This is a genomic window from Amycolatopsis sp. WGS_07 (assembly GCF_045278895.1).
Lineage (GTDB): Bacteria > Actinomycetota > Actinomycetes > Mycobacteriales > Pseudonocardiaceae > Amycolatopsis.
Genome location: NZ_CP136053.1, coordinates 6,647,971 through 6,672,450, shown reverse-complemented (window position 1 = coordinate 6,672,450; position 24,480 = coordinate 6,647,971). Strand labels below are relative to the sequence as shown.

Below are 24,480 nucleotides of genomic sequence, written 5' to 3'. Positions count from 1 at the left end.
GGCCGCACCACCGCCCGGCCGAGCCCCACTGACCCCGAACAGCCGAGTCCCGCCGCGGCCAACCGGCGAACCCGCCGACCCGGCCCGCCCCGCCTCACCGAGGACGATTCCGCCGCCGCCCAGCCACCTGCTGCCGCAGCCGGTCCGCGTGTTCGCCGACCTCGCCGACCCGGTCGGCCAGCACGGAATGCCGCGGTTCGAGATGCACGCGCACCTCCGCCAGCGGGGGCAGCAGCCTCGTGACATCGTCCTCTCCCAGGGCCATCCCGAGCCGTTCGGCGCTTTTCCGGCCCGCCTCGTCCAGGTCGGCCGCGGAGCTGGCCTCGGCGGCCAGCCGGCGCAGCACCGCCGCGTTGCGCCGGGCCCAGTCCGCGACGGCGCGGTCTCCGGCGCGGCGGTCCCGTTCGGCGTCGACGCGGGCCTCGCCGGTGGTCTCCCCGGTCGCCGACGGCTGCAGCCGCAGGTAGCGGCGCTCCGCCGCCTGTCTGCTCGCCACGCCCAGCGCCGGGGCGAGCGCCGCCCAGCTCGCGCCCGCCGTGCGCGCGGCCGCGATCAGCTCCGGTTCCCAGGCGCCGAGCTGGTCGCGCAGCGTCCGCAACGCCGACAGCGCGGCCAGCGACCGGTCCGCCGGCACGTCTCCGGCCCGGGCGGCCAGCACCGCGTCGCGGACGCCCTCGAGCAGCAGGGCGGGATCCGCCTCCGTCATCGCGTCATCCTCTCGACGACTTGGCAGTTGTCATCGTTTCGATGACATGCTAGAAGAAAAGAGCGTCCCCTGTCGAGCGGCGGAGGTGATTCCGGATGACCTGCCTGCCCTGCGCGCCGATCGGCCGCGCCCCGCGGGTTTTCCGGCCGCGGTCACCGGGAATCCGGTGCGAGCCGCCCGGCCGCTAGCCGGAGCACCTCCGCCGCGCCGCCGGGCGCGGCCTCTTCGCATCCGTCCTTCTCACGAGAAAGGCGTTGTCCCCGTGTCCCTTCCGCTGCCGACCGCCCAGACCGGCCCGTCGCGTCCCGCCCTCACCCGGCTGTGGAGCTACCTCGCCGACGTCACCCGCGCACTGGGCATCGGGCTCGAGTCCTGCACCGTCGACCACGACACCCCGGTGTCCGCCTACGTCGCCCTCGACGGCCACCTGCCCGCCTATCCCGACCGCGACGTCGCCCTGCTCTGGGACGAGATCCACGGCTGGGCCGCCGCCATCGAAACCCACTCCGGCGAGGACCTCATCGTCATCCGCTACCTCGGCGGGCCTTCCGTCGCGCCGCCCGCGCCCCGGGTCGCCGAGTTCGCGGCGGCGGTGCGCGACGACGACCACCGCATCGGCTGCCTCGCGCCGCCGGAGATCCGGACCCTCGGCACGCGCGCCGACCTCGACGCCGTGCTCCGCGACTACGCGTGAGTCCACTGTGGACCAACCGGGATTAGGGCCGCCGCGAACCGGGTAGCCAGTGCCATGACCGAGTTCGAAGCCGGACGGAGGATGCCCGCGACCGCGGAGCACGTGTATGCCGTCGCGGCGCGCCGGAACGACTGGCTGCCCGGTCCCGGTTCCGCGGAACCGCCCCGCCGCCCCGGCCGGCTGCGGCTCGAATGGGACGCCGGCTGGCTCCAGGTCGAGCCCGGCGCCGCCGGAACCAGCCACGCGACGCTGCATCTGTCGTTCCCCGACGAGCCCGGCGCACCAGGGCGGATTCGCGCCGCGCTCGACCGGCTCGCCGTGCTGTCCGGTTCTCCCGGCTGAACCGTACCGTCCACAGTGGACGGACCGGAATGGTTTTCCGTCGCACGGAACCGCGCGGCCACGCCGCGCGGCGGATCGGCTACTCTGCGCGCAGGAGTTGATGGTCCATGCTGGTGCGGAAGGAAATTCTGCCCGGGCCTCCCCACCCCGCACGGAACGGAACCGGCTCGCGATCGACGGCGTGGTCGACAGCCTGCTGCGATGCCTCCCCCTGGCCGAGCAAACCCGGCTGGGCATCGTCGCGCCGAGCCGCGGCCGCACGTGCGATCCGGAGGCCCTTCTGCTGGAGGTCTCGGTGCGCACCAGGCGTTCCCCGCGCGCGGCGAGATGCCTGGTCCGCGCGGTCTACTCGGCACTCGGGCAGACCGCGCCCGAACTCGCCTCCCGGGTGCGCGCGGGCGTGAGCCCGGACGTGCTGGTCCTGCTGGGCGGGACGCGGCAGCCGTGCGCCTGGTCGCGGGAAACCCCGCCGCGGCGCGGCCCGGGATGAGCGGTCAGGCCCAGGCGAACCGCCGGAGCCCGTCCTCGGAGATCAGCCGCCCGAAGGCGAGTTCCGGGAAGTGCGCGGGCGCGAAAACGTCGCCGGAGGCCTCGAGTTCGGCCGCGAGCCGCTGCCGGATCGCGGTCGCCGCGACCCGGTCCACATCGAACATGCCCTCCCATTCGGGGTCGGTCAGCTCGCCGACCGTGTGCAGGACGTCGCCGAGCAGCAGGGCGCGTTCGCCCGCGTCGCTGACCACGAACACCGTGGAACCGGGGGTGTGGCCGGGCGCGGGACGGGCGATCAGGCCGGGAACCAGTTCGGTCTCCTCGTCGAAAGTCTCGATCCGGCCGGCGATCGGCTCGAACGTCTCGCGCACCGCCGGATCCGCGGTCTCGCCGGTGGTGAAGTACGCCCGATCGGCGGCATGCATGCGGAACGTCGCCTTCGGGAAGACCGCTTCGCCGCGCACGGTCGACCAGCCGACGTGGTCCGCGTGCAGATGGGTGAAGACCACGTCGGTGATCTCCTCGGGCGCGACCCCGGTGCGGCGCAGATTGTCGAGCAAACCGCCGGTGGCGAAGCCGTCGTGCTCGAAACCCGGCCCGGTTCCCGCGTCGACCAGCACCGTCCGGCCGCCCAGCCGGACGAGGAAAGATCCGACGTCCATGCGGATCCGGCCGTCCGCGCCGACCGGCTGGTGGTGACACTCCCAGCGCGCGCCGCGAGCGTGGACCACGGTGCTGGCCAGCGGCAGCCGGGCGATCCCGTCGAGGACGCCGACGATGTCGACGGTCCCGATTTTCATGGGCGCTCCTCGCTTTCCGGCCGTTCGGACCCGACGGTACCGGCGAAACGATCTTGCCCGGCGCGCTTCCCACGAGGTGGGAGTTGCCGTTCCGGCAAGATCGCGTGCGCTCCGGCCGCGGCGGCGGCGACCCTGGGCGCACACCGACCCGAGGAGCCCCGATGACCACCGACGCGACCCAGTTCTGGGACGAAGTGCACGCCGCCCGGCCCGCGACGGCGCCGCGGCCGAACGCCCGGCTCGTGGAGATCGCCGCCGACCTGACCCCCGGCGACGCCCTCGACCTGGGCTGCGGCAACGGCGGCGACGCGCGCTGGCTCGCCGAACGCGGCTGGCGCGTGACCGCCACCGACATCTCCGCCGTCGCCGTCCAGCGCCTCGCCGGGCCGCGGATCACCGCGGTGCGGCACGACCTCCGGGTCAGCTTCCCGGCCGGCGAGTTCGATCTCGTGACCGCGCACTACCTGCAGTCGCCCTTCGAACTGGACCGGACCGGCGTCCTGCGCACCGCCGCGCACGCCCTGCGCCCGGGCGGCCGGCTGCTGATCGTGGACCACGGTTCGAGCGCGCCGTGGTCGTGGAACCAGGACCCGGACGCGCACTTCCCCGGCCCGGCGGAGATCGCCGCCGACCTCGCCCTCGACCCGTCCGGCTGGACTGTCGAACGCGCCGATTCCCCCACCCGCCTCGCGACCGGGCCGGACGGCCAGACCGCCGAGGTCGTCGACCACGTCCTGCTGATCCGCCGCACCGCCTGATACGGCAGAGGAGACCACTGTGGCCCGCCGCCGCGACACCCCGCCGCCCCGCACCGGAAGCAGCGAAACCGAAGTCCTGCGCGGATTTCTCGACTATCTCCGCACGTCAGCCGCCGCCAAGGTCGACGGCGCGCCGGAACCCGAGGCACACGCCGCCGCGGTGCCATCCGGCACGAATCTGGTCGGTCTGCTCAACCATCTGACTTTCGTGGAGCGGTCGTTGTTCCTCGGCGAGAAGGTCACCAGCTGGCCGTCGACCTTTCGCACCAAGGACAGCGTCGCCGACGTCGTCGCCCGCTACCGGGAAGCGGTCAAGCAGGCCAACGAAATCCTCGACGGCTGCACGGATCTCGCCGAGCCGCTGCCGGGCCGCGAAGGGCCGAGCGTCCGCTGGGCGCTGACCCACATGATCGAGGAAACCGGACGGCACGCGGGCCACGCCGACATCCTCCGCGAGCTGATCGACGGCTCGACCGGGCGCTGACTACGCGCCCGACGGCACCAGACGGGGCACGAGCCGGACGTAGCAGACCATGCCCACCACCTCGACCAACGTCTGCGTCACCACCACGACCGGCGCGACCGCGAACTCGTCCGGCAGCGCGAGCGCCAGCGGAAGCACCACGAGCGAATTCCGCGTCGCCCCGGAGAAAACGATCGCGCGCGCGGCCGGAGTGTCCACTCGGAACAGTCGCGCGACGCCGAGTCCGGCGAAGGCCATCGCCACCAGGAAAACCACGTAGAATGGCACGACCGAAGCGACTGGACCGAGTCCACTGTGGAGCTTCGGGGTTTGCGACGCGACCACGGTGACGAGCGTCGCGGCCATCAGCGGCACCATTGCGGTACCGGCCGCGTCGGCGAACCGGCGTCCGGTCGCGTGCCGGGCCGCCCAGGCCTGGGTGAGCCACGCCAGCGCCAGCGGTACCACGATCAGCACGAGAAACGCTTCGAGGAACGGTCCGATCCGGACGACGTGCGCCAGATCCGCGCCAAGGAAGAGAAACAGGAACCCGGGCAGCAGGATCATCTGCGCGAGCAACAGCAACGGCGTCGCCGCGAGCAGGCGCTGATTGCTGCCGCCGGCCAAGCCGCTGAAGACGATCACGTAGTCCACGCACGGGGCCAGCAGCACGAGCAGCATTCCCAGCCGCACCGCCTGTCCGGCCGGGAAGAAACTGACCATCGCCGCGACAACCAGTGGCACCACGACGAAATTCACCGCCAGCGCGGCGCCGAGGAACCGGCCGTCGCGGAAGGACCGGCCCAGTTCAGCGGAGGGGACCTGGAGAAAGGTGACGTAGAGCAGAGCGGCCAGCACAGGGTTGATCGCGGGCTCCAGCACCGGCCCGGCCGCCGGAGCGAGCCAGCCGACGAGCGCTCCGGCGGCCAGCGCGGCGAGATAGATGGCGACCTGATGGCGTTCCATGGTTCACACTGTCTCAACCGGACAGTCCACTGAGGATCGCGTCGATGCCGAACCCGAACGCCTCGTCCGAATCCCCGCTGTGCGCCGGGTCTTCCTCGACGATCCCGGCGCGCACCAGTTCGGCGTGGTTCTGTTCTTCCGCGACGAAGCCGAGTACATAGTGGACAACCGTCCGCGCCGCCCACTCCGCGCGCCGGTCGTCGAACCTCCCGGTGAACAGCTGACGCAGCGCGTGCGTGGGCACCAGCAGATCCGGCCGGTACGCCTGCACGAACGACACCACCTCGGCGCCGTCGCGGACCTTCAGCAGCGCCGCGCGGAAGTCCCCGGCCGCCTCGCGCGGATCCTTCGCCACCTCCGGCAGTCCTTTCAGGATCCGCGCCGCGACGACCGCGAGCAGCTCCTGTTTGTTGGCGACGTGGTAGTACAGCGCGCCCGGCTGGACCCCCAGGTCGAGGGCCACCCGCCGCATCGACAAACTGCTCAGCCCCGCCTCCCGCAGCAGCTCGTACGCCCGGTCGACGATCTGGTCTCGCGTCACCTTCACCCCTCTCATTCTGCCTGCCGCTTGCTTCCGGCCGATCGGCCGCCTAGGATTTGATAGGTGTTCAAAACCTTCGACGACCTGGCCGACCGGCAGCTGGCCGGCGGCGTACTCGACCGCACCGACGCCCGTGCGGTGCTGGAAGCGCCGGACGAGGACGTGCTCGGCCTGGTCGCGGCGGCCGGGCGGCTGCGCCGCGCGCACTTCGGCAACCGGGTCAAGGTCAACTACCTCGTCAACCTGAAATCGGGCCTGTGCCCCGAGGACTGCGGGTACTGCTCGCAGCGGCTCGGGTCGTCCGCGCAGATCCTCAAGTACTCCTGGCTGTCCGCCGAGGAAACGGCGCGCCAGGCCAGCGCCGGCGTCCAGGGCGGCGCGTCGCGGGTGTGCCTGGTCGCGAGCGGGCGCGGGCCGAGCGATCGCGACGTCGACCGCGTCGCCAAGGCCGTCGAGGCGGTGAAGTCCGCGCACGCCGACGTGGAGGTGTGCGCGTGCCTCGGGCTGCTCAAGGACGGGCAGGCCGAGAAGCTGCGCGAGGCCGGGGTCGACGCCTACAACCACAACCTCAACACGAGCGAGTCGCGGTACTCCGAGATCTGCACGACGCACGGGTACGACGACCGCGTGGACACGGTCGAAAAGGCCAAGTCCGCCGGGCTTTCCGCGTGTTCCGGCCTGATCGTCGGAATGGGCGAGACCGACGACGAGCTGATCGACGCGATCTTCGCATTGCGCGACATCGACAGCGATTCGATCCCGGTCAACTTCCTGATGCCGTTCGAGGGCACGCCGCTCGAAGGGACGTGGGAGCTGAGCCCGCTGCGCGCGCTGCGCATCCTCGCGCTGGCGCGCTTCGCCTGCCCGGCAAAGGAAGTCCGGATGGCCGGCGGCCGCGAAATGCACCTGCGGTCGTTGCAGCCGCTCGCGCTGCACGTGGTGAACTCGCTGTTCCTCGGCGACTACCTGACCAGCGAGGGCCAGGCCGCGAAGGCCGACCTGGAGATGATCGCCGACGCCGGGTTCGAGGTGCTCGGCGCGGGCGAACAGCAGCAGGCCGGGCACTCCGCCCCGGCGCTGCGGGAACGCGGAGCGGGCACCGCCGCCGCGCCCAACGCGTGACCGCCATGGTGTCGATGCACGACTGGCTCACCGCCGCCGACCGGGACCGGCACGTCGCCGGTCTCGTCCGGCGGGCCGACGACCGGCGGCATCCGCGGTCGTCCACATTGGACCTCGCGTCGAACGATTACCTGAGCCTCAGCACCGATCCGCGGCTGCGCGCGGCCGCCGTCCAAGCCATCGAACGGTACGGCGCGGGCGCGGGCGCTTCGCGAGTCGTCACCGGCACCACGCCGTGTCACACGGAGCTGGAACGCGAGCTGACTGTCCTCACTGGACAACCGGCCGCGCTCGGGTTCTCCAGTGGCTACACGGCGAACATCGGCGTCATCACCGCACTCGGTTCGCCGGACACGCTGCTGATCACCGACGCGCACATCCACGCGTCGCTGATCGACGGCGCGCGGCTGTCCCGCTCCCCCGTCGCGATCTGCCCGCACGGCGATCTGCACGCCCTCGAGCGATTGCTGCGCGACCGCTCGCAGGAACGGGCGATCGTAGCGGTCGAGTCGATCTATTCGGTGCTCGGCGACGCGACGGATCTTGTTAGTACAGCGGCATTGTGCGCTAAGTACAACGCCTTTCTGGTAGTGGACGAAGCACACGGCATCGGCGTCGCGGGCAACGGACGAGGTGCGGTGCACGCGGCCGGGCTCGCGGGCGCGCCGCACGTCGCGGTCACCGCCACGTTGTCGAAAGCGCTGGGCGCACAGGGCGGCGCGGTGCTGGGATCGCCGCTGCTGCGCGAACATCTGGTCAATACCGCGCGAACGTTCATCTTCGACACCGGTCTCGCGCCGGCCGCAGCCGCGAGCGCGGCGGAAGCGTGCCGGATCATCGCGGCCGAACCGTCGCGAGTGGAGGATCTGCACCGCGCGGCCGTCGCGATCGCCGACGCCGCAGGGGTTTCGCGCGCGCCCGGCGCGGTGCAGTCGATCCCCGCCGACTCTCCGGAACAGGCCGTCGCGGCCGCGAACCGGCTGTACGAAAGGGATATCGTCGTCGGCTGCTTCCGGCCGCCGAGCGTCCCGGACGGCGTTTCCCGGCTCCGGCTAGTCGCGCGCGCCGGGGTTGACCTGGACCGCGCTCAGGATGCCGCGCGGCTCGCCGCCCAGTGGTCGCGCGCCGCGAGCGTCGTCTGACCGTTTCCGCAGCAGCGAACCGAAAGCCAGCGCACCGGGTCCGGTGAAGACCAGCAGCAGGAAGGCCCAGCAGAACATCGCCGCGGGTTCGCCGTGGTTCTGCAGCGGCAGCAGGCCGTCCGGCTGGTGCACGACGAAGTAGGCGTACGCCATCGAGCCGGACGCGAGCACGGCCGCGATCCGGGTGCCGAGACCGAGCGCGACCAGCAGGCCGCAGCCGAGCTGGATCACCGCCGCGTACCAGGACGGCCAGGCGCCCACGGCGACCGTGCCGACAGTGCCGCTTTTGGGGCCGCCGCCGAAAATCCCGAACAGCGCCGCCGCACCGTGCGCGGCGAACAGCAGCCCGACGACGATCCGGAACAGCCCGAGCACGAACGGGGCGGCCCGGTCGAGCGCACGCTCTGGCATGGGTCCTCCTCGAAAATTAGGTTAGCCTTGCCATACCGTACGGGGGCGGACGCCTTCCCGTCTAGCTCCCATCTGCCGCGGTAACGCCTTCCTGGGTAGGCGCAGCCTCGATGGGGTACTCCTGATCAGGGAATCTTGACCGAGGCGGCGAATAAGACCAAACTTCGCTAGTGATATAAGTACTCCCCTCGTCCCCGCATCGAAGGAGTTCACCCGTGACCTCGTCGTTCGTCATCATCGGCGCCGGGCTGGCCGGAGCCAAGGCCGCGGAAGCGTTGCGCGACAAGGGGTTCGAGGGCACGATCACCCTCGTCGGCGACGAGCGGCACCTGCCCTACGAGCGTCCGCCGCTGTCGAAGGACTACCTCGCGGGCAACGCCGAGGCCGAGAGCTTCCAGGTGCACGACGCCGCGTGGTACGCCGAAAAGCGCGTGGACCTGCGCCAGGGCGTGCGAGCCACCGCGATCGCGCGGGACGAGCACCAGGTGACGCTCGACGACGGCACCAGCCTCGGGTACGACAAGCTCCTGCTGGCCACCGGCGCGAGCCCGCGCACGCTGCCGGACGCCGCGGGGATCCACTACCTGCGCCGGATCGAGGACTCCGACCGGCTCAAGGAGCTGTTCGGCGCCGCGGCCAAGCTGGTGGTCGTCGGCGGCGGATGGATCGGCCTCGAAGCCACCGCCGCCGCGCGCCAGGCCGGGGTGGAGGTCACCGTCGTCGAGGCGCTCGAACTCCCGCTGATCACCGCGCTCGGCCCCGACGTCGCCCCGGTGTTCGCCGACCTGCACCGCGCGCACGGCGTCGACCTGCGGCTCGGCGTCCAGGTCGAGCACATCAGCAACGGCGGGCAGGCCAAGCGCGTCCGCCTGAGCGACGGCAGCGTCCTGGAGGCGGACGCCGTCCTGGCCGGAATCGGCGCGAAGCCGAACGTCGAACTGGCCGAAGCGGCCGGCCTCCGCGTCGACAACGGCGTGGTGACCGACGCGAGCCTGCGCACGAGCGACCCGGACATCTTCGCCGCGGGCGACGTCGCGAACGCCTACCACCCGTTCCTGGGCAAGCACGTGCGCGTCGAACACTGGGCGAACGCGCTCAACCAGCCCGCCGTGGCCGCGGCCGGGATGCTCGGCAAGGAGGAGGAGTACGACGAGCTGCCGTACTTCTTCACCGACCAGTACGACCTCGGCATGGAATACCTGGGGACCATCGAAGGCCACGACCGGGTCGTCTTCCGCGGCGATGTGCCCGGCCGGGAGTTCATCGCCTTCTGGCTGAAGGACAACCGCGTGCTGGCGGGGATGAACGTCAACGTCTGGGATGTCACGGACCCGATCAAGGCGCTGATCCGTTCCGGAAAGACGGTGGACCCGGAGCGGCTGGGCGACACGGAGGTCCCGCTGGAGGACCTCGCCTGACCCGACCGCGCGAGCCGTTGCGGTCTGTTCGGCGGAACGGCTCGCGCTCCGGTCCCGCTAAGCTCGTTCGCCGTGGCGACCGAAATCCTCTCCCGCGGCTGGGACGAGCCGTACTACGTCGTCCGGACCTCGGCGTTCGACGCGTTCTTCCTGGTCGGCGAGGAGGATCCGGACGAGGTGGCCAACGTCGACTTCCGGGTCCAGTACCCGGACAGCGCCCGCTGGGGCGCGACGATGTTCACCCTCGACGAGGTCGACCGCCTGATGCGCCGCTGGGAACGCACCGGCGAATACGCCGACGGCCGCTATTTTCCCGTTTCCCGCGACCTCATCGTCCGCGAACCCGGCGTGGCGAAGATGGCCGCCGTGCTGATCGCGATGCACGACAGCGACGACCTCACTTCGGTGCTGGAGCGGTACGGCACCGCTTAGCGCGGCAGCAACCCCTCCATCGCCAATTCCACAAACCGCCGCCAGTCGCCGCTTTTCGTGCGGACCACTGACGACAGGCAGCCCACCAGCAGGTACACGTCGCCCACCGTGCAGTCCGCGCGGAGCACGCCCGCTTTCTGGTCCGCCGCGATCGCCTGTGCCACCACGGTTTCCAGCTCAGCCAGGGCGGCACCGCGGGGTTCGCTCCCCGCCGAACCCCGTGCTGTCTCGATCGCGGACGACAGGGCCCGGTCGCCGGACAGCACCTCGCCGACGTGGCGCAGGTAGCGCTTCACCCCGGATTTCCCGTCGAGGCACCGCTTCCGCGCGTACTCGGCGATCTCGGCGAACCGCTGTTCCGCCAGCGCTTCCACCAGCGCCTGCCGGTCCGGGAAGTTCCGGTACACCGTGCCGACGCCGACCCCGGCCGCGCGGGCGATCTCCGGCAGCTGGACGTCCTCGTCGCCGGCCAGCAGCGTGCGGGCGGCCTCCAGCACCCGCGTCCGGTTGCGTTCCGCGTCCGCCCTCGGTTTGCGCTCCGTTGACAACCGATGCCCTCCTCTGGTTAATCTGGAAACGGACTCCGCTTCCGATACGTTTGCGAGGATACCCCATGACCAAGGACCGCTTCCTGCTGCTCCAGCCCGGCGAGGCGCGCCCGGGCCGGGTGCCGCTGCCGCCCGCTTTCGCGGTGAAGGCGATGACCGGCGACACCGAGAGCCGGTTCTCCCTGCTGGAAGTGACGCTGGCCCGCGATATCCCGCGCCACGTCCACCACGAGGCCGACGAATGCATCTACGTCCTCGACGGCGAACTCGGCATCGACTTCGCCGACGAGTCCCACGTCGCGACGAAGGGGATGTTCGTGCTGCTGCCGCACGGGGTTCCGCACGCGCTGCGGGCGGTGTCGGATCCCGCGCCGCGGCTGCTGCAGATCTCGTCGCCGGGCGGCTGGGAGCACTATCTGGAGGATCTGTTCGAGGCCGGTCCCGCGGTGCTGACGGACGGTGCGGTGGATCCGGTGAAGATCAACCCGGTGGCGGCGCGGTATGCGATCACGTACGAGGAAAACTGACGCCGGTCAGTGCTGCAGCACCGGCCAGACCGCCGCTGGTCGGGAAACCGATGTCCTCCGGAAGCCCGCACAGGAACACCATCTCGGCACCGCACGCGCACTGGCGGGCCACCGGATCCTGAAGCCAGCACGGCAGTCCGCCGACCTTGAACTGGTTCCGGCCGACGCCCTCGGCGGCGAACATCTCGTCGTCGGTGGCGTACCGGGCACGCGTCTCGTCCAGCCACATGGTCACCGTTTCGTACTCCGGACGGAGCACCAGCTCGCAGCCGAGAAGATGCGGTTCCTCCGCGTCGGCCGGACCGGTCGGGTCGCGGTGCAGCATGATCCGCCAGAACGGGCTGGGATGGCCCCGGACCATCGGGGTTTCCCACTGGAAGAAGAGCACCATCCGCGCGCCGCAGCAGCACTCCGGCCAGTCCTCGCCCGCGGGCAGGATCGGCCTCCCGCCGATGGTGTCCCGCGAACCGGGTCCCGCCGTGTCGCGCAGGTTTTCCACCACGTACATCGGCGCTTCGGACCGGCGAACCAGTGAGGGCGGCTCAAAGTTGCTCACCCGGCCCAGCTTAGGACGGAACAGCGGGCACCAGCCGGAAACCGATGCCCGCCAACCGATCACGCTGTCCGCAACCGCCGCCACTCCCATGCGGCCAGTCCGGTGAACAGCACCGTCGCCACGCAAGCGACCGCCGTCAGCAGCCACTCCGCTTCCCCGCCTCCGCCGTCCGGGGAAGCGCCGGTGGTGCGTTCGATCCAGTCCGGGACAGTCAGCGTCAGCACCAAGGCGACAGCGCTGAGCACAGCGAGCACGGCCTCCGCCGCGATGCGAAGCTTTTGTGCGGTGTTCATGACGACCTCCTCAGTACTTCGCCGCGTTGAGCCGGGTCCGCCAGGTGTTGCCCGCGCCCGCGTATTCGCCGTAGCTCCAGACGGTCCGCGAATCGGACGGGTCGCGGCCGACGCCGAAATAGTCGCCCCATCGGCCGCCGGTGTAAGCGCTCTGGCCGGCGATCACCGACGCGCTGCCCTGCAGCGTGCCCGGCGCGTCGGTGGCGAGGCGGCCGGTCTGGCGGAAGTGCCCGTACTCGTCGGACGCGGACCGGCCGAACGCCACGTGGGCGTTGCGGGAAATGTCGGTTTGGATGACCGGGAAGAAATAGTGCCTGCCGGGCGCGCCGAAAGCGCCTTGCTGCGTGACCGTGCGGCTGGGCACGTCGATCTCGTACCACTGCACCACCGAGCGCGCCTCGGTGTCGCCTCGCCAGCTGTACGCGGACGTGTGCGTCGTCCACACGCGCTGGGTGCGGCCCGCCGACTGGAAGACCGCGTTGAGCAGCCGGGTGTCGTTCGTGGCGATCCGGGTTGCGCCGCCGTCTTTTTGCACCGCGCCGGGCGGCAGGCTGTAGCTGCGGCAGGCCACCGCGGCCGAGGCTAACGACGGCGCGCCGCCGGACCACAGGGCCAGCGGGTTCGACAGGGTCCAGAGGGTGAGTTTCGAGCCGGACGGGAACAGCGAGTTCACCAGGTAAGCGCGCGGATTCCCGCCCACGCCCTGGAAATGGCAGCACGGCTGCACGGAGAACGCCGCGCTTCCGTCCGGGTTCTTCAGGCCCCAGAAGTCCCACCAGCGAATCGTGTGCGCCGCGCCGACACCGCCGCCGTACAGCTCGGCCTTGTTGAAGATGCGCAGTTTCGCGTGGGCGAACCCGCCGCCGAAGGCGAATTGGTTGGTGGAGACGTAAATCGCCTGGGTGTCGAAGCCCAGCATCGGGTAGTCCGACCAGTTGCCGGTGGCGGTGGCCCCGTTCGCCGACGCGTCGGTGCTCCAGATCCAGTAGCCGCCGGCCGGGTCGCCGGTCTGCGAGACGCCGAGCAGGATCCACGAGCCCTGCGGGTTCGCGCGCCGGGCGGCGATGCAGACGATCCACCGGCCGCTGTAGTGGTCGTAGGCCAGTTTCGGGTCGAACAGCTGCGCGCCGGCCGGCAGCACCGGGTTGAACATCGCGGTGAAATTCGCCCAGCGGAACTGCTGCAGCCCGGTCTTGTCGTAGCCGACCAGGTCCACGTTGACCGCGGCGAGCACGTGCCTCGGGCCGACCGCGACCGTGCAGTCCGGCGGCCGGAACGCGGTCTGGGAAATCCCCTCGAAACTCGCCGACGCCGCCGGGGCCAGTCCTTCGGCGATCTCGTCCTCCGGCGGATTCTCCTCCGGCGCCTCCGCCGCCGTTTCCTCGTCGAGCTGCGCATCGAGCGCGTCCTCGGCGGCCAGCGCCTCCGCGGCGTGCTCCCGCGCGCCGGTCTTCAGCTGGTCGTACTCCTCGACCGGCACCGGAAACCGTTGCGCGAACAACGGCGACCGGACCGGCGACGGCGGTTCGGCCAGCAGTTCGCCGACCGTCAGATCCGCCATTTCCCGCGACACGCCGCCGGCGGTTCCGCCGGCTTGCCCTTCCGGCACTGGTGCTTCAGGCATCACGGTGCTCACCCTCTTCCTCCTCGGCCGCGTCGCCGGCCCGTGCCGGGGCGTCGGCCTCCTCCCGATCGCGGTGCCGCTCGGCGGCCGCCTTCAGCCGCTCCATTTCCGCGGCCGGAACCGGCATCCCGATCGGAATCTCGTACCCCGCCTCCGGCTCGGCGGGCGCGTTTTCTCCCGCCGGGCCGCTTTCGGCTCCCTCGCCGCCGCCCGGCCCTTCCCGCTCGACCATCGCGCACCTCCGGGAATTCCGCCCGAAAAGATCAATTCCGGCAGCGTTCACGAAAAAGGTCGCACCGGAGCCGGGAACGGATACCGGCGCGGTCGCACCTTCAGCCGAACGGCCCAGCGGAAATCGATTGCAGTATTTTCTCGCCGGCTCGCGCGGAAGGCGCATAAAAACCGACCAGGAAGAACGTTTCCGGCAGCCGCCCAGGACGACCGGATCTTGCCGGATCAGGCGTTTCACCCGGGTTTACCCAGCTCGGCCGCATTTCTCCGATTGCCGGTCAATGTCCTGAACCGCCCTCGGAAAGGTGCACGCCCGGTTAATTCTTCACGCCTTCCTTCGAAGGTAGGTAGTGCGATTCCCCGTTCTCGGAAGACGCTGACGCGACCGTGCCCGAGGAGGAGATTTCCATGTCCCGACTTGCCCGTTTCGCCGCGCCCGCCGCCATTTTGGCCGGTTCGCTGATCGTTCTCGCGCCCGCCGCGCACGCCAGCGCCCCGCAGTCACTTGCAGCCAAATGCTCGCAGTCCTACCTTCCGCTGCCCGACCCCGCCTGCACGCCCGGCGCCACCAACCCGGACGTCACCCAGGACACCATCGACGACACGATCTGCACCCCCGGCTGGACCGCCACCATCCGCCCGCCGACGAGCTACACGAACAAGCTCAAGAAGCAGGGCATCATCGACTACGGCTACTCCGACACCTCGCTCAGCTCCTACGAGGAGGACCACTTCCTGCCGCTGGAACTGGGCGGCGCGCCGAAGGACCCGAAGAACCTCTGGCCCGAACCGCACGACGGCGACCAGAACTCCTACAGCAAGGATTCCGTCGAGAACGCGGTGAAGAAGGCCGTCTGCGCGGGCAAGGCCACCCTCGCCGACGCGCAGCACGCCATGCTCGACAACTGGACCACCGCGGAGTCCGTGCTCGGGATCGACTAGCGGAAAGCTCCCGGGCCGGACCGAGCCGGTCCGGGAGCGCTCCGGCTCACTCCGGCCGGGAAACCACCGCCAGCCGGGGCCGCCGGGTCTCCCCCAGCCCGGGCCCCGGGCGATGCGCGCGGCAGACCGTGCACACCACCGCGTGGCTGACCGGCGTCCCGTCCTCCTGGACCAGCCTGCCCACGTGCACCGCTTCGCGTCCGCACTGTCCACAGGGGACAGTCGCGCTTTCCGGGTCGATCAGCAGCCTGCTCATCTCGTGCTCCTTCCGGCGAGTGCGGTCGCCCGCCGGGTTACCCCGCGCTTTCCCGGGCAAACCGGACGCTTTCCCGGCGCCGGTTTGGCCCGGCCGGGAGCGGGTACGCGGGGGAACAGGGCGGAAGGGAGCAGGCCATGGCCACGGATCCCCGCCTGCGGGCAATGGAACGAGGGCTTCTCGCCACGGACGCCCAGTGGGTGCGGCGCGCCTTCTGGCCAGTCGGCGTGGCCGCTGCGCCGGACGTGGCGGGCGGCGTGCTGGGCCCTCACGGCAGTGGCGGCGGGCCTCGTGGTCTGCGGAATCGTCTTTCCGCCGGAGGTGCCGCTCGCGCTGCTCGGCTTCGTGCTGGGCGCGGTCGCGCTGTGCGGGCACGTCGCGCGCCAGGAATGCCTGCGCCCGCCGACCCGCCGGACTCCCGGTCCGGGGAAAGGATTTCCATGCCGCCCGTCGTAGTCGTGACCGGGGCCAGCGCCGGAGTGGGCCGGGCCGTCGCGCGCGCTTACGGGGGCCGCGGCGCGAAGGTCGCCTTGCTTGCCCGTGGCGAGAAGGGGCTCGCCGCAGCGGCGGACGACGTGCGGAACGCTGGCGGCACCCCGTTGGAGCAGCCGACGGACGTGGCCGATTTCGAGCAGGTCGACACCGCCGCGCGCCGTGCCGAAGCGGAACTCGGGCCGATCGATGTCTGGGTCAATGTCGCGTTCAGCTCGGTGTTCGCCCGGTTCGCCGACATCGAACCCGAGGAGTACCGCCGGGCCACCGAGGTCACGTATCTCGGTTTCGTGCACGGGACGATGGCCGCGCTCCACCGCATGCGGACACGGGACCAGGGCACGATCGTCCAGGTCGGTTCGGCGCTCGCGTATCGCGGGATCCCGTTGCAGAGCGCCTACTGCGGGGCCAAACACGCTGTACAGGGCTTCACCGAAGCGCTTCGCTGCGAACTTCTCCACGAGCACAGCGGAATCCGCACGACGATGGTGCAACTGCCCGCGGTCAACACGCCGCAGTTCACCTGGCTGCTGTCCCGGCTGCCCGAACACGCGCAGCCGGTGCCGCCGATCTACCAGCCCGAACTCGCCGCCCGCGCCGTGCTGCACGCCGCCGATCACCCGCGCCGCCGCGAATACTGGGTCGGCACGAGCACCGTCGCGACTCTGCTGGCCAACGCCGTCGCACCCGGGCTGCTCGACCGATACCTCGCCCGCACCGGCTTCGGCGCACAGCAGACCGGTCGTCCGCGTCCGCCGCGCCAGCCCGCGAACCTGTGGGAACCGGCGGACGGCCCGAGCGGGTTCGACTATGGCGCACACGGGGAATTCGACCGGCTGGCGAAAGCGCGAGACGTCCAGCCGATGCTGAGCCGTCACCACGGTGCGGCGGCTGCCGGGCTGGCCGTAGCCGTTCTCGCCGCCGGGCAGCTGGTGCGCCGCGCGAAGGGCCGCCGATGAAGCCGTTCCGGAACCGTGCCGACGCGGGTGCCCGGCTCGCCGCCGAACTGGCCTGCCGGGACTGGGCCGACCCGGTCGTCTTCGGGCTCGCCCGCGGCGGTCTGCCGGTCGCCGCCCCCGTCGCCCGTGAACTGGACGCGCCGCTGGAACTCCTGGTCGCCCGCAAGATCGGCGCACCGGGACAGCCGGAACTCGGCCTCGGCGCCGTCGCGGCGGACGGGCCGCCGTTCTTCGACCGCGCCGGGCTCCACGCGCTCGGGCTGACGACCGACGACGTCACCCGCCAGGTCGAAGCCGCCCGCACCGAGGCCCGCGACCAGGTCCACCGCTATCTGGGCAACCGGGTCCCGCACTCGCCGGCCGGCCACGACGTCGTGGTGGTCGACGACGGCGTCGCCACCGGCGGGACGGCGATCGCCGCGCTGCGGTCGCTTCGGTCGCACGCGCCGCTGCGGCTGGTCTTCGCCGCTCCAGTCGACGCGCCGCCCGCGTTGGACAAGCTCGCCCGCGAGGCCGACGAAGTGGTCTGCCTCCGCGAGCCGACCGAGTTCCGCGCAGTCGGCGAGTTCTACTCGGACTTCAGCCCTACCACCGACGAGGAAGTCCTCGCCCTGGTGCCCCAGTGATCAGCCGAACGCCGACAGAATCCAGAACGCCAGCGCGGAAACCGCCGCCGCAGCAGGAAAAGTGAGCACCCAGCCCAAGACGATGTCCCGCGCGATTCCCCACCGCACCGCAGAAAGCCGCCGCGTCGCCCCCACTCCCATGACCGCGGCGGTGATGACATGCGTGGTCGAAATCGGGGCCTTCACGGCGAAAGCCGTCAGGTACAGCACCGACGCTCCGACCGATTCCGCGACAAAACCGTGCGGCGGATCGAGCGGGAACACGCGACGGCCGAGCGTCCGCATGATCCGCAGGCCGCCCGAGCAGGTGCCGAGCGACAGCGCCCCGGCGCACACGAGAGTCACCCACAGCGGCACCGAAAACGTGTCCTGTTTGCCCGCCGCGATCAGCGCCAGGACGATGATTCCCATCCCCTTCTGCGCGTCCTGCAGGCCATGGCCGAGCGCGAGCGCCGAGGCCGACACGATCTGCAGCCGCCGGAACACCCGGCCGCTGCGGTGCGGATTCCGCCGGCGCAGCAGCCACAGCGCCGCCACCATCGCCAGGTAGCCGAGCACGAGCCCGAGCAGCGGCGACGCGACCATCGGGATCAGCACCTTCTCCGCGATGCCCGCCCAGTGCACCGTGCTCGCCGCGGCCAGCGCCGCGCCGACCATGCCGCCGATCAGCGAATGCGACGACGAGGACGGCAGCCCGAAATACCAGGTCACCAGGTTCCAGGCGATCGCGCCGACCAGCGCGGCGAGCACCACGGTCAGCGCGCCGGGGCCGGCCGGGACGTCGATGATGCCTTTCGCGACCGTCGCGGCGATGCCGGTCGACAGCAGGGCTCCGGCCAGGTTCATCACCGCGGCCAGCACGAGCGCGGCGCGCAGCCGGAGCGCCCGCGTCGAAACCGCGCTGGCGATCGCGTTGGCTGCGTCGTGGAAACCGTTGGTGTAGTCGAAAAAGACCGTCAGCACCACGACGGCGACCAGCGCGGCGGTGCCGTCCACTCAGGATTCCTTGACCGCGATCGTCTGCACCACGTCCGCGACGTGCTCGAATCCGTCGGCGGCCAGTTCGAACTGTTCGACGACCTCCTTCGCCTTGAGCACCTCTAGCGCGTCCGCGCCCGGCTGGAAGAGGTCGGCGAGCATGCGGCGGTAGGTGTGGTCCGCCTCGTTCTCCAAGGCGTTGATCTCGATCCAGTACGGCTCCAGATCGCTGACTTTCGCCAGCCCCGGCATCGATTCCGCGGTCAGCTCCGCGGCGCGGCACAGCACGCGCAGCATCGCGTCGGTGCCTGGCGGGAACTGCTCGAGCCGGTACAGCACGGCGAGGTCGGCGGCAGTGTCCAGGAAGTCCAGGACGTCGTCGATCCGCGCGGCCAGCGCCTGGATGTCCTCGCGGTCGAACGGCGTGACGAACGTGCTGTTCAGCTCGACCATGATGGTGTGCGTCAGGTCGTCGCCGGCGTGCTCGACCTCATGCAGCCGGGCCGCGACGGCCGCGCGGTCCGGCGGCGCGGCCGCGGTGAGGTCCCGCAGCAGCGCGGTGGCGGTCACGAGGTTCGCGGCGGCGTCCGCGAGCAGCTGGAAGAACTTGCTTCCCTGGGGTTTCAGGCGCATCGGAAGATCACTTACCCCGAATCCCCCGCGCTTACACGGCCGCCGTGTGCCGGGCGCCCGCACGGGGTACCCAGCGGGCAATCAGGACGGAAGGAGGGGCAGATGCGTCCGGTCTGGCAGGGTGCGCTGTCGTTCGGGCTGGTCAACGTCCCGGTGCGGCTGTACAAAGCGGTCGAGGACCACGCGGTGCACTTCACGCAGTTCCAGCGCGGCACGCGGGACCGCATCCGCTACCGGCGGGTGAACGAGCGGACCGGCGACGAGGTGCGCTACGACGACATCGTCCGCGGCCGCGAGGTCGGCGACGACGAGTACGTGCTGGTCGAGCAGGAGGAACTGGACGAGATCGCACCGGGCCGGTCGAGGTCGCTCGAGGTGGAGAGCTTCGTCGACCTCGCCGAGGTGGACCCGGTGTACTTCGACCGCGCCTACTGGCTCGCCCCCACCAACGAGGAAGCCCAGCGGCCGTACGTGCTGCTGCTCGACGCACTGTCCAGCCGGGACAAGGCAGCGGTCGCGAAGTTCGTCTTCCACGGCCGCGAACACCTCGCGCTCGCCCGTGCGGGTGACGGGGTGATCGTGCTCAACACGCTGCATTACGCCGCCGAGGTGCGCACCGCGGACGACGTGCCGCAGCTGCCCGCCAAGGCCAAGACCAACAAGAAGGAACTGGACCTGGCGGTGAAGCTGATCGACGCGATGACCGAACCGTGGCGGCCGGAGGACTTCCACGACACCTACCGCGAGCGGGTGGACGAGCTGATCGAGGCCAAGAAGGCCGGGAACACCGTCACGCCCGCCGCCGAGCCGGAGCAGCCGACGAAGGTGGTCGACCTCATGGAGGCGCTGGCCAAGAGCGTCCGCGGCAACCGGCGGCCGCGTACCCCGGATCTATCCGAGCTGTCCAAGGCGGACCTGCAGAAACTGGCGAAGGAACGGGATGTGAAGGGCCGTTCGAAGATGTCGCGTGCCGATCTGGAGGCTGCGCTGAAGGCCTCTTGAGCGGCTTAGTGTGCGGGACGGTCCGTGAAGGACTCCTTGAGGGAATCATCCCGTGCCAGGGACTTTAAACCGGCCAGCGGGAGCGAGGTTGGCGGGTCTGTGAGGGACCCCTTGAGGGAATCTGATTCCCTCAGGGAGTCCCTCACGGACCCGCAAATACGGTCAGACGGATATCAATCGGTCATTTCGGCCGAGCTGACGTCCCGTATGGACAGTCGGCAGGCAGATTCCCTCAAGGAGTCCTTCACGGACCTCCGCGGAAGAGCCGAACCGCCAGCACTCCCGGGAACCGCTTAGTGCAACGCCCGCGCCAGCTGCGGAATCCGCCCACCGGCCAGCAGCACGTCCACCTGACGTGGCGACAGCTGATGCCGGGCCCGGTACTCCTCGTCCCGGCTCTGGTTCCGGACGACGAACTCCGCCGTCTCCGCCAGCCGGTGCAGCCCGGACACCGACAGCACGTCGTCGCGCCGGACCTTCTCGCTGTCCCCCGGGTCGGCGAATTCCAGCGGCAGCACGCCGAAGTTGACCAGGTTCTGCCAGTGGATCCGGGCGAACGACCGGGCCAGCACCACCCGCAGACCGAGATACCGGGCGGTGATCGCGGCGTGCTCGCGCGAGGAGCCCTGGCCGTAGTTCTCCCCCGCCACCACGAAATGCGCCGGGCTGTCCGCCGCGCGCTTCGGGTAGTCCTCGTCGATCCGGGTGAACGTGAACTCGGCCAGTTTCGGGATGTTCGACCGGTACGGCAGCGCGCGTGCGCCCGCCGGCGAGATCTCGTCGGTCGACACGTCGTCCCCGGCCTTGAGCAGGACCGGTCCCTCGATCTCGTCCGGCAGCGGATCGAAGTCCGGCAGGCCGGCCACGTTCGGGCCCTTCACCAGCTCCTCCCGCACGGCCTCCTCCTCGGGCAGCGGTGCGGCGAACACGCGCGGGTCAGCGGCCGACCGGGCCGGGGCGAAGACGCGCGGATGCGCCAGGTGGTGGGCGGTGGCGTAGTCGCGCGGGTCGGTCAGCACGCCGGTCAGCGCCGACACGGCCGCGGTCTCCGGCGAGCACAGCCAGACCGCGTCGTCCTCGGCGCCGGACCGGCCGGGGAAGTTCCGCGGGAACGTGCGCAGCGAGTTCGTGCCCGGCGCGGGCGCCTGGCCCATCCCGATGCAGCCGAGGCAGCCCGCCTGGTGCACCCGGGCACCGGCGGCGACGAGGTCGGTGAGATGGCCGCTGCGGGCCAGTTCCACGAGGATCTGCCGCGAGGTCGGGTTGACGTCGAAGCTGACCGAATCGGCCGTCTGCCTGCCCCGGACGGTCGCGGCGGCGACGGCGAAGTCCCGGAACCCGGGGTTCGCCGACGAACCGATCACGACCTGCGCCACCGGCGTGCCCGAAACCTCGCGCACCGGCACCACGTTGCCCGGCGACGACGGTTTCGCGACCAGTGGCTCCACAGTGGACAGATCGATCTCGTCCTCGACGTCGTAGACCGCGTCGCGTCCGGCGCGCAGGTCGCGGAAGTCGTGTTCGCGTCCCTCCGCCCGCAGGAACGCGCGGACGGCTTCGTCGGCGGGGAACACCGTCGCGGTCGCGCCCAGCTCGGCGCCCATGTTCGCGATCACGTGCCGGTCCATCGCGCTCAGGCAGGCCAGCCCCGGGCCGTGGTACTCGACGATCCGGTGCCGCCCGCCGCTCACCCCGTGCCGGCGCAGCATCTCCAGCACGACGTCCTTCGCCGACACCCACGGCGGCAGCTCGCCCTCCAGCCGGACGCCCCAGATCTCCGGCATCCGCAGGTAGAGCGGCTCCCCGGCGATGGCGAGCGCCACTTCGAGGCCGCCGACGCCGACCGCGAGCATGCCCAGCGCCCCGGCCGCGCAGGTGTGCGAATCGGACCCGGCGAGGCTCTTGCCGGGCGCGCCGAAACGCTCCATGTGCGTCGGATGCGAAACGCCGTTGCCCGCCTTGGAGAACCACAGGCCGAACCGGCGGCAGGCCGAGCGCAGATAGGCGTGGTCCTCGGCGTTCTTCTCGTCCGCCTGCAGCAGGTTGTGGTCGACGTACTGGACGCTCAGCTCGGTCCGCGCGCGGTCCAGTCCGAGCGCCTCCAGCTCCTGCATCACGAGCGTGCCGGTGGCGTCCTGCGTCAGCGTCTGGTCGGCCCGCAGGCCGATCTCGGTCCCCGGTTCGAGCCGCCCGGCGACCAGGTGCTCGGCCAGCAGCCGCCCGGCGAGAGTCTGTTCGCGTCCCACGCGCGGCCGGGTACCCGTTTCCGGCGCGCCGAACCGCGATGTTTCCGGCTCCGCGGTCGGGGCAATCCGGGGATCAAGAACGGCGGAAAGGAGACGGGGATGCCGCAGCAGGCTTGGAATTCGAAGCGCGAACGGCAGTACCAGCACATCGAAGAGTCCCAGGAGGAGCGCGGCGCGAGCAAGAAGCGCGCGAAGGAGATCGCCGCGCGCACGGTGAACAAGAACCGGGCGCAGTCGGGCGAATCGGACCGCGCGAGCCGGACCTCGGTACGGGACAAATCGCCGCAGGAACGCGGCGGGCACCGGTCGGGCAAACGGCTCGGCCCCGGCGGCCCGACGCGCGACCAGCTCTACAACGAAGCCCGGCAGCGCAACATCCACGGCCGGTCCACGATGACGAAGAAGGAGCTGGCGAAGGCGCTCGGCCGGGCCTGACGGCTCCGCCGCCCGCACCCGGCCATGGCTGCTGCCGGTGAAACGGTGATGAGCCGCCCGATCGAGGACTACGCCCTGCTCGGCGACCTGCACACCGCCGCGCTGGTGTCGCGGGAAGGCTCGATCGACTGGCTGTGCCTGCCGCGGTTCGACTCCCCCGCGTGCTTCGCCGCGCTTCTGCACGACGAAAGCGCGGGCAGCTGGCAGCTCGCGCCGAAGGGCGGCGGACCGGCGACGCGCCGCGGCTACCTCGGCGATTCCCTGATCCTGGCGACCGAATGGGAGACCGCCGACGGTGCCGTGCGCGTGCTCGATTTCCTGCCGCCGCGCGACGGTGCCGCGGACGTGGTCCGGATCGTCGAAGGGCTTCGCGGCCAGGTCCCGATGCGGACGAGTCTGCGGCCGCGCTTCGACTACGGCTCGGTCCGGCCGTGGGTCCGGCACGTCGGCGGCCGGTTCGACGCGGTCGCGGGGCCGGACGCGATCCGGCTGACGACGCCGGTCCCGGTGCCGGTCGAGGGCGTCGCCGAGTTCACCGTCGCCGAGGGCGAGCGGGTGCCGTTCGTGCTGACCTATCACGCGTCCTACCGGAACCGTCCCGATCCGCCGGACGCCGAGAAGGCGCTGGCGCACACCGAACGCTTCTGGACGGACTGGATCGGCCGCTGCCAGTACGACGGCCGGTGGCCCGCCGCCGTGCGCCGTGCGCTGATCACCTTGAAAGCGCTGACCTACGAACCGACCGGCGGCATTCTCGCCGCGCCGACGACGTCGCTGCCCGAACAGCTCGGCGGCGAACGCAACTGGGACTACCGCTACTGCTGGCTGCGCGACGCCACCTTCACCCTGCAGGCGCTCGTCGGCACCGGCTATCCCGGCGAGGCACGCGCGTGGCGGGAATGGCTGGTCCGGGCCGCCGCCGGGGATCCGGCCGAACTCCAGGTCCTTTATGGACTCGACGGAGCCCGCAGGGTGCCCGAGTCCACTCTGGACTGGCTGGCCGGCTACGCCGGTTCGGCCCCGGTGCGGATCGGCAATGCCGCCGCGGGCCAGCTCCAGCTCGACGTGTGGGGCGAAGCGCTCGACGGCCTCCACCTCGTGCGCGAGGCCGGGCTGCCGGTGACGCATCCGGCGTGGGACCTGCAGCGCGGACTGCTCGATTTCCTCGAAGGCCATTGGGAAGAACCCGACCGGAGCCTCTGGGAAGTCCGCGGCGAGCCACGGCACTTCGTGCACTCGAAGGTGATGGCGTGGGCGGGTGTCGACCGCGCCGTGCGGACAGTCGAACGCCACCGGCTCGACGGACCGGTCGACCGCTGGCGCGCGCTGCGCGACCGCATTCACGCGGAGGTCTGCCGCGAGGGTTACGACCCGGAGCGCAACACGTTCACCCAGTTCTACGGATCTCGCGCCCTCGACGCGGCCTTGCTGCTCATTCCGCGCGTCGGTTTCCTGCCCTGGAGCGACTCCCGCGTGCGCGGAACCGTCGACGCGGTGCGGAAAGAGCTGTCTCGGGACGGATTCGTCCGGCGCTACGACACCGGGTCGGGCGAAGGTGCCTTCCTACCGTGCAGCTTCTGGCTCGCCGACGCCCTGCACGGCACCGGCCGGACCGCCGAAGCCGTCGAGGTTTTCGAGCGGATGCTGGCCGTGCGCAACGACGTCGGGCTGCTGAGCGAGGAGTACGACGTCGCCGCCGGACGGCAGCTCGGGAACATGCCGCAGGCCTTCAGCATGGTGGGGCTCGTCAACACCGCGCGCCGCCTCGACGGCGCGGAAACCGCCACCAACGCCACTGGCGCCCGGCAAGGGCTGCGCGACGACGTGTAACGCCCGGCAGGCCCGGGT

The 24,480-nt window shown here is 71.0% G+C and carries 31 protein-coding genes; 17 read left to right on the top strand and 14 right to left on the bottom strand.

Translation table 11 applies throughout. The features are described 5' to 3' along the window. Positions 1–94 precede the first annotated feature (94 nt). Positions 95–706, bottom strand: a complete 612-nt coding sequence (locus RPX00_RS31540; protein ID WP_406630852.1) for an HSP18 transcriptional regulator — start codon at positions 704–706, stop codon at positions 95–97. Between the two features lie 262 nt (positions 707–968). Here RPX00_RS31540 and RPX00_RS31535 point away from each other — a divergent pair, with 262 nt between their 5' ends. From RPX00_RS31535 to RPX00_RS31525, 3 genes are all read left to right on the top strand, one after another. Further along, complete coding sequence (locus RPX00_RS31535; RefSeq protein WP_406630850.1) at positions 969–1,400, top strand: DUF6292 family protein; 432 nt, start codon at positions 969–971, stop codon at positions 1,398–1,400. Positions 1,401–1,454: 54 nt separating this feature from the next. Beyond that, positions 1,455–1,742: a hypothetical protein gene (locus RPX00_RS31530; protein ID WP_406630848.1), complete on the top strand. Its 288-nt coding sequence runs from the start codon at positions 1,455–1,457 to the stop codon at positions 1,740–1,742. Positions 1,743–1,923: 181 nt separating this feature from the next. Next, positions 1,924–2,232 (top strand): DUF2267 domain-containing protein, encoded by a 309-nt coding sequence (locus tag RPX00_RS31525; protein ID WP_406630846.1) that lies wholly within the window; start codon positions 1,924–1,926, stop codon positions 2,230–2,232. Positions 2,233–2,236: 4 nt separating this feature from the next. Here RPX00_RS31525 and RPX00_RS31520 read toward each other — a convergent pair whose 3' ends face one another. Then, the gene (locus RPX00_RS31520; protein WP_406630844.1) at positions 2,237–3,031 is read right to left on the bottom strand and encodes an MBL fold metallo-hydrolase; all 795 of its coding nucleotides are present in this window, start codon (positions 3,029–3,031) and stop codon (positions 2,237–2,239) included. Between the two features lie 161 nt (positions 3,032–3,192). On the opposite strand from RPX00_RS31520, the gene RPX00_RS31515 reads away from it, so the two are divergent. Continuing rightward, positions 3,193–3,789: a class I SAM-dependent methyltransferase gene (locus RPX00_RS31515; RefSeq protein ID WP_406630842.1), complete on the top strand. Its 597-nt coding sequence runs from the start codon at positions 3,193–3,195 to the stop codon at positions 3,787–3,789. Positions 3,790–3,808: 19 nt separating this feature from the next. Then, a complete protein-coding gene (locus RPX00_RS31510; protein ID WP_406630840.1) occupies positions 3,809–4,273 on the top strand; it encodes a DinB family protein in 465 nt (154 codons plus the stop codon). Here the strand turns inward: RPX00_RS31510 and RPX00_RS31505 are convergent, their stop codons facing one another. Beyond that, positions 4,274–5,218, bottom strand: coding sequence for an arsenic resistance protein (locus RPX00_RS31505; RefSeq protein WP_406630838.1), 945 nt, complete (start codon positions 5,216–5,218; stop codon positions 4,274–4,276). It abuts the gene before it with no gap. A 13-nt stretch (positions 5,219–5,231) separates the two neighbouring features. Further along, the gene (locus tag RPX00_RS31500; protein WP_406630836.1) at positions 5,232–5,774 is read right to left on the bottom strand and encodes a TetR family transcriptional regulator; all 543 of its coding nucleotides are present in this window, start codon (positions 5,772–5,774) and stop codon (positions 5,232–5,234) included. A gap of 48 nt (positions 5,775–5,822) precedes the next feature. Between RPX00_RS31500 and bioB the strand changes: the two genes are divergently transcribed. Both bioB and RPX00_RS31490 read left to right on the top strand, forming a co-directional pair. Then, a complete protein-coding gene (gene bioB, locus RPX00_RS31495; RefSeq protein ID WP_406630834.1) occupies positions 5,823–6,881 on the top strand; it encodes a biotin synthase BioB in 1,059 nt (352 codons plus the stop codon). 5 nt (positions 6,882–6,886) lie between these two features. Next, positions 6,887–8,023, top strand: a complete 1,137-nt coding sequence (locus RPX00_RS31490; protein WP_406643147.1) for an 8-amino-7-oxononanoate synthase — start codon at positions 6,887–6,889, stop codon at positions 8,021–8,023. Here the strand turns inward: RPX00_RS31490 and RPX00_RS31485 are convergent. Further along, the gene (locus RPX00_RS31485) at positions 7,934–8,434 is read right to left on the bottom strand and encodes a DoxX family protein (RefSeq protein WP_406630832.1); all 501 of its coding nucleotides are present in this window, start codon (positions 8,432–8,434) and stop codon (positions 7,934–7,936) included. The genes RPX00_RS31490 and RPX00_RS31485 overlap by 90 nt on opposite strands. A gap of 215 nt (positions 8,435–8,649) precedes the next feature. On the opposite strand from RPX00_RS31485, the gene RPX00_RS31480 reads away from it, so the two are divergent. Both RPX00_RS31480 and RPX00_RS31475 read left to right on the top strand, forming a co-directional pair. Then, on the top strand, positions 8,650–9,852 hold the full coding sequence (locus tag RPX00_RS31480; protein ID WP_406630831.1) for an NAD(P)/FAD-dependent oxidoreductase: 1,203 nt from the start codon (positions 8,650–8,652) through the stop codon (positions 9,850–9,852). A 72-nt stretch (positions 9,853–9,924) separates the two neighbouring features. Beyond that, positions 9,925–10,284, top strand: a complete 360-nt coding sequence (locus tag RPX00_RS31475) for a hypothetical protein (protein WP_406630829.1) — start codon at positions 9,925–9,927, stop codon at positions 10,282–10,284. On the opposite strand, the gene RPX00_RS31470 is transcribed toward RPX00_RS31475, so the two are convergent. Then, positions 10,281–10,832: a TetR/AcrR family transcriptional regulator gene (locus RPX00_RS31470; RefSeq protein WP_406630827.1), complete on the bottom strand. Its 552-nt coding sequence runs from the start codon at positions 10,830–10,832 to the stop codon at positions 10,281–10,283. The two genes, RPX00_RS31475 and RPX00_RS31470, sit on opposite strands and share 4 nt — an antisense overlap. Before the next feature lie 65 nt (positions 10,833–10,897). Between RPX00_RS31470 and RPX00_RS31465 the strand changes: the two genes are divergently transcribed. Beyond that, complete coding sequence (locus RPX00_RS31465) at positions 10,898–11,359, top strand: cupin domain-containing protein (protein WP_406630825.1); 462 nt, start codon at positions 10,898–10,900, stop codon at positions 11,357–11,359. Here the strand turns inward: RPX00_RS31465 and RPX00_RS31460 are convergent. The 4 genes from RPX00_RS31460 to RPX00_RS31445 are packed head-to-tail and all read right to left on the bottom strand — an operon-like array spanning position 11,340 to position 14,064. Next, positions 11,340–11,915, bottom strand: a complete 576-nt coding sequence (locus RPX00_RS31460) for a hypothetical protein (RefSeq protein ID WP_406630823.1) — start codon at positions 11,913–11,915, stop codon at positions 11,340–11,342. The genes RPX00_RS31465 and RPX00_RS31460 overlap by 20 nt on opposite strands. 59 nt (positions 11,916–11,974) lie before the next feature. Further along, positions 11,975–12,208 carry a hypothetical protein gene (locus tag RPX00_RS31455; RefSeq protein WP_378310890.1) on the bottom strand — a complete coding sequence of 78 codons (234 nt, stop codon included), beginning with the start codon at positions 12,206–12,208 and terminating at the stop codon, positions 11,975–11,977. A gap of 10 nt (positions 12,209–12,218) precedes the next feature. Next, positions 12,219–13,832, bottom strand: coding sequence for a hypothetical protein (locus tag RPX00_RS31450; RefSeq protein WP_406630820.1), 1,614 nt, complete (start codon positions 13,830–13,832; stop codon positions 12,219–12,221). After that, positions 13,825–14,064, bottom strand: coding sequence for a hypothetical protein (locus RPX00_RS31445; protein WP_406630818.1), 240 nt, complete (start codon positions 14,062–14,064; stop codon positions 13,825–13,827). The genes RPX00_RS31450 and RPX00_RS31445 overlap by 8 nt, the downstream gene beginning before the upstream one ends. A gap of 407 nt (positions 14,065–14,471) precedes the next feature. Here RPX00_RS31445 and RPX00_RS31440 point away from each other — a divergent pair, with 407 nt between their 5' ends. Continuing rightward, positions 14,472–15,005, top strand: a complete 534-nt coding sequence (locus RPX00_RS31440) for a hypothetical protein (RefSeq protein WP_406630817.1) — start codon at positions 14,472–14,474, stop codon at positions 15,003–15,005. A 46-nt stretch (positions 15,006–15,051) separates the two neighbouring features. Here RPX00_RS31440 and RPX00_RS31435 read toward each other — a convergent pair whose 3' ends face one another. Continuing rightward, positions 15,052–15,261, bottom strand: coding sequence for a hypothetical protein (locus tag RPX00_RS31435; protein WP_406630815.1), 210 nt, complete (start codon positions 15,259–15,261; stop codon positions 15,052–15,054). 276 nt (positions 15,262–15,537) lie between these two features. On the opposite strand from RPX00_RS31435, the gene RPX00_RS31430 reads away from it, so the two are divergent. From RPX00_RS31430 to RPX00_RS31420, 3 genes are read left to right on the top strand one after another with little or no spacing between them, the layout of a single operon-like run. Continuing rightward, entirely contained in the window at positions 15,538–15,717 is a 180-nt protein-coding gene (locus tag RPX00_RS31430; RefSeq protein ID WP_406630814.1) for a hypothetical protein, read from the top strand. Continuing rightward, entirely contained in the window at positions 15,702–16,712 is a 1,011-nt protein-coding gene (locus RPX00_RS31425; protein WP_406630812.1) for an SDR family oxidoreductase, read from the top strand. The genes RPX00_RS31430 and RPX00_RS31425 overlap by 16 nt, the downstream gene beginning before the upstream one ends. Then, on the top strand, positions 16,709–17,338 hold the full coding sequence (locus tag RPX00_RS31420) for a phosphoribosyltransferase (RefSeq protein ID WP_406630810.1): 630 nt from the start codon (positions 16,709–16,711) through the stop codon (positions 17,336–17,338). Before RPX00_RS31425 ends, RPX00_RS31420 begins: the two co-directional genes overlap by 4 nt. On the opposite strand, the gene RPX00_RS31415 is transcribed toward RPX00_RS31420, so the two are convergent. Further along, a complete protein-coding gene (locus tag RPX00_RS31415) occupies positions 17,339–18,334 on the bottom strand; it encodes an anion permease (protein WP_406630808.1) in 996 nt (331 codons plus the stop codon). After that, a complete protein-coding gene (locus RPX00_RS31410) occupies positions 18,335–18,949 on the bottom strand; it encodes a DUF47 domain-containing protein (RefSeq protein WP_406630806.1) in 615 nt (204 codons plus the stop codon). 102 nt (positions 18,950–19,051) lie between these two features. On the opposite strand from RPX00_RS31410, the gene RPX00_RS31405 reads away from it, so the two are divergent. After that, positions 19,052–19,951, top strand: a complete 900-nt coding sequence (locus tag RPX00_RS31405) for a Ku protein (protein WP_406630804.1) — start codon at positions 19,052–19,054, stop codon at positions 19,949–19,951. Positions 19,952–20,244: 293 nt separating this feature from the next. On the opposite strand, the gene RPX00_RS31400 is transcribed toward RPX00_RS31405, so the two are convergent. Beyond that, positions 20,245–22,197, bottom strand: a complete 1,953-nt coding sequence (locus RPX00_RS31400) for an aconitate hydratase (protein WP_406630802.1) — start codon at positions 22,195–22,197, stop codon at positions 20,245–20,247. A gap of 99 nt (positions 22,198–22,296) precedes the next feature. Between RPX00_RS31400 and RPX00_RS31395 the strand changes: the two genes are divergently transcribed. Continuing rightward, the gene (locus RPX00_RS31395; protein ID WP_406630800.1) at positions 22,297–22,632 is read left to right on the top strand and encodes a plasmid stabilization protein; all 336 of its coding nucleotides are present in this window, start codon (positions 22,297–22,299) and stop codon (positions 22,630–22,632) included. Between the two features lie 48 nt (positions 22,633–22,680). Beyond that, on the top strand, positions 22,681–24,462 hold the full coding sequence (locus tag RPX00_RS31390) for a glycoside hydrolase family 15 protein (protein WP_406630798.1): 1,782 nt from the start codon (positions 22,681–22,683) through the stop codon (positions 24,460–24,462). Positions 24,463–24,480: the final 18 nt, after the last annotated feature.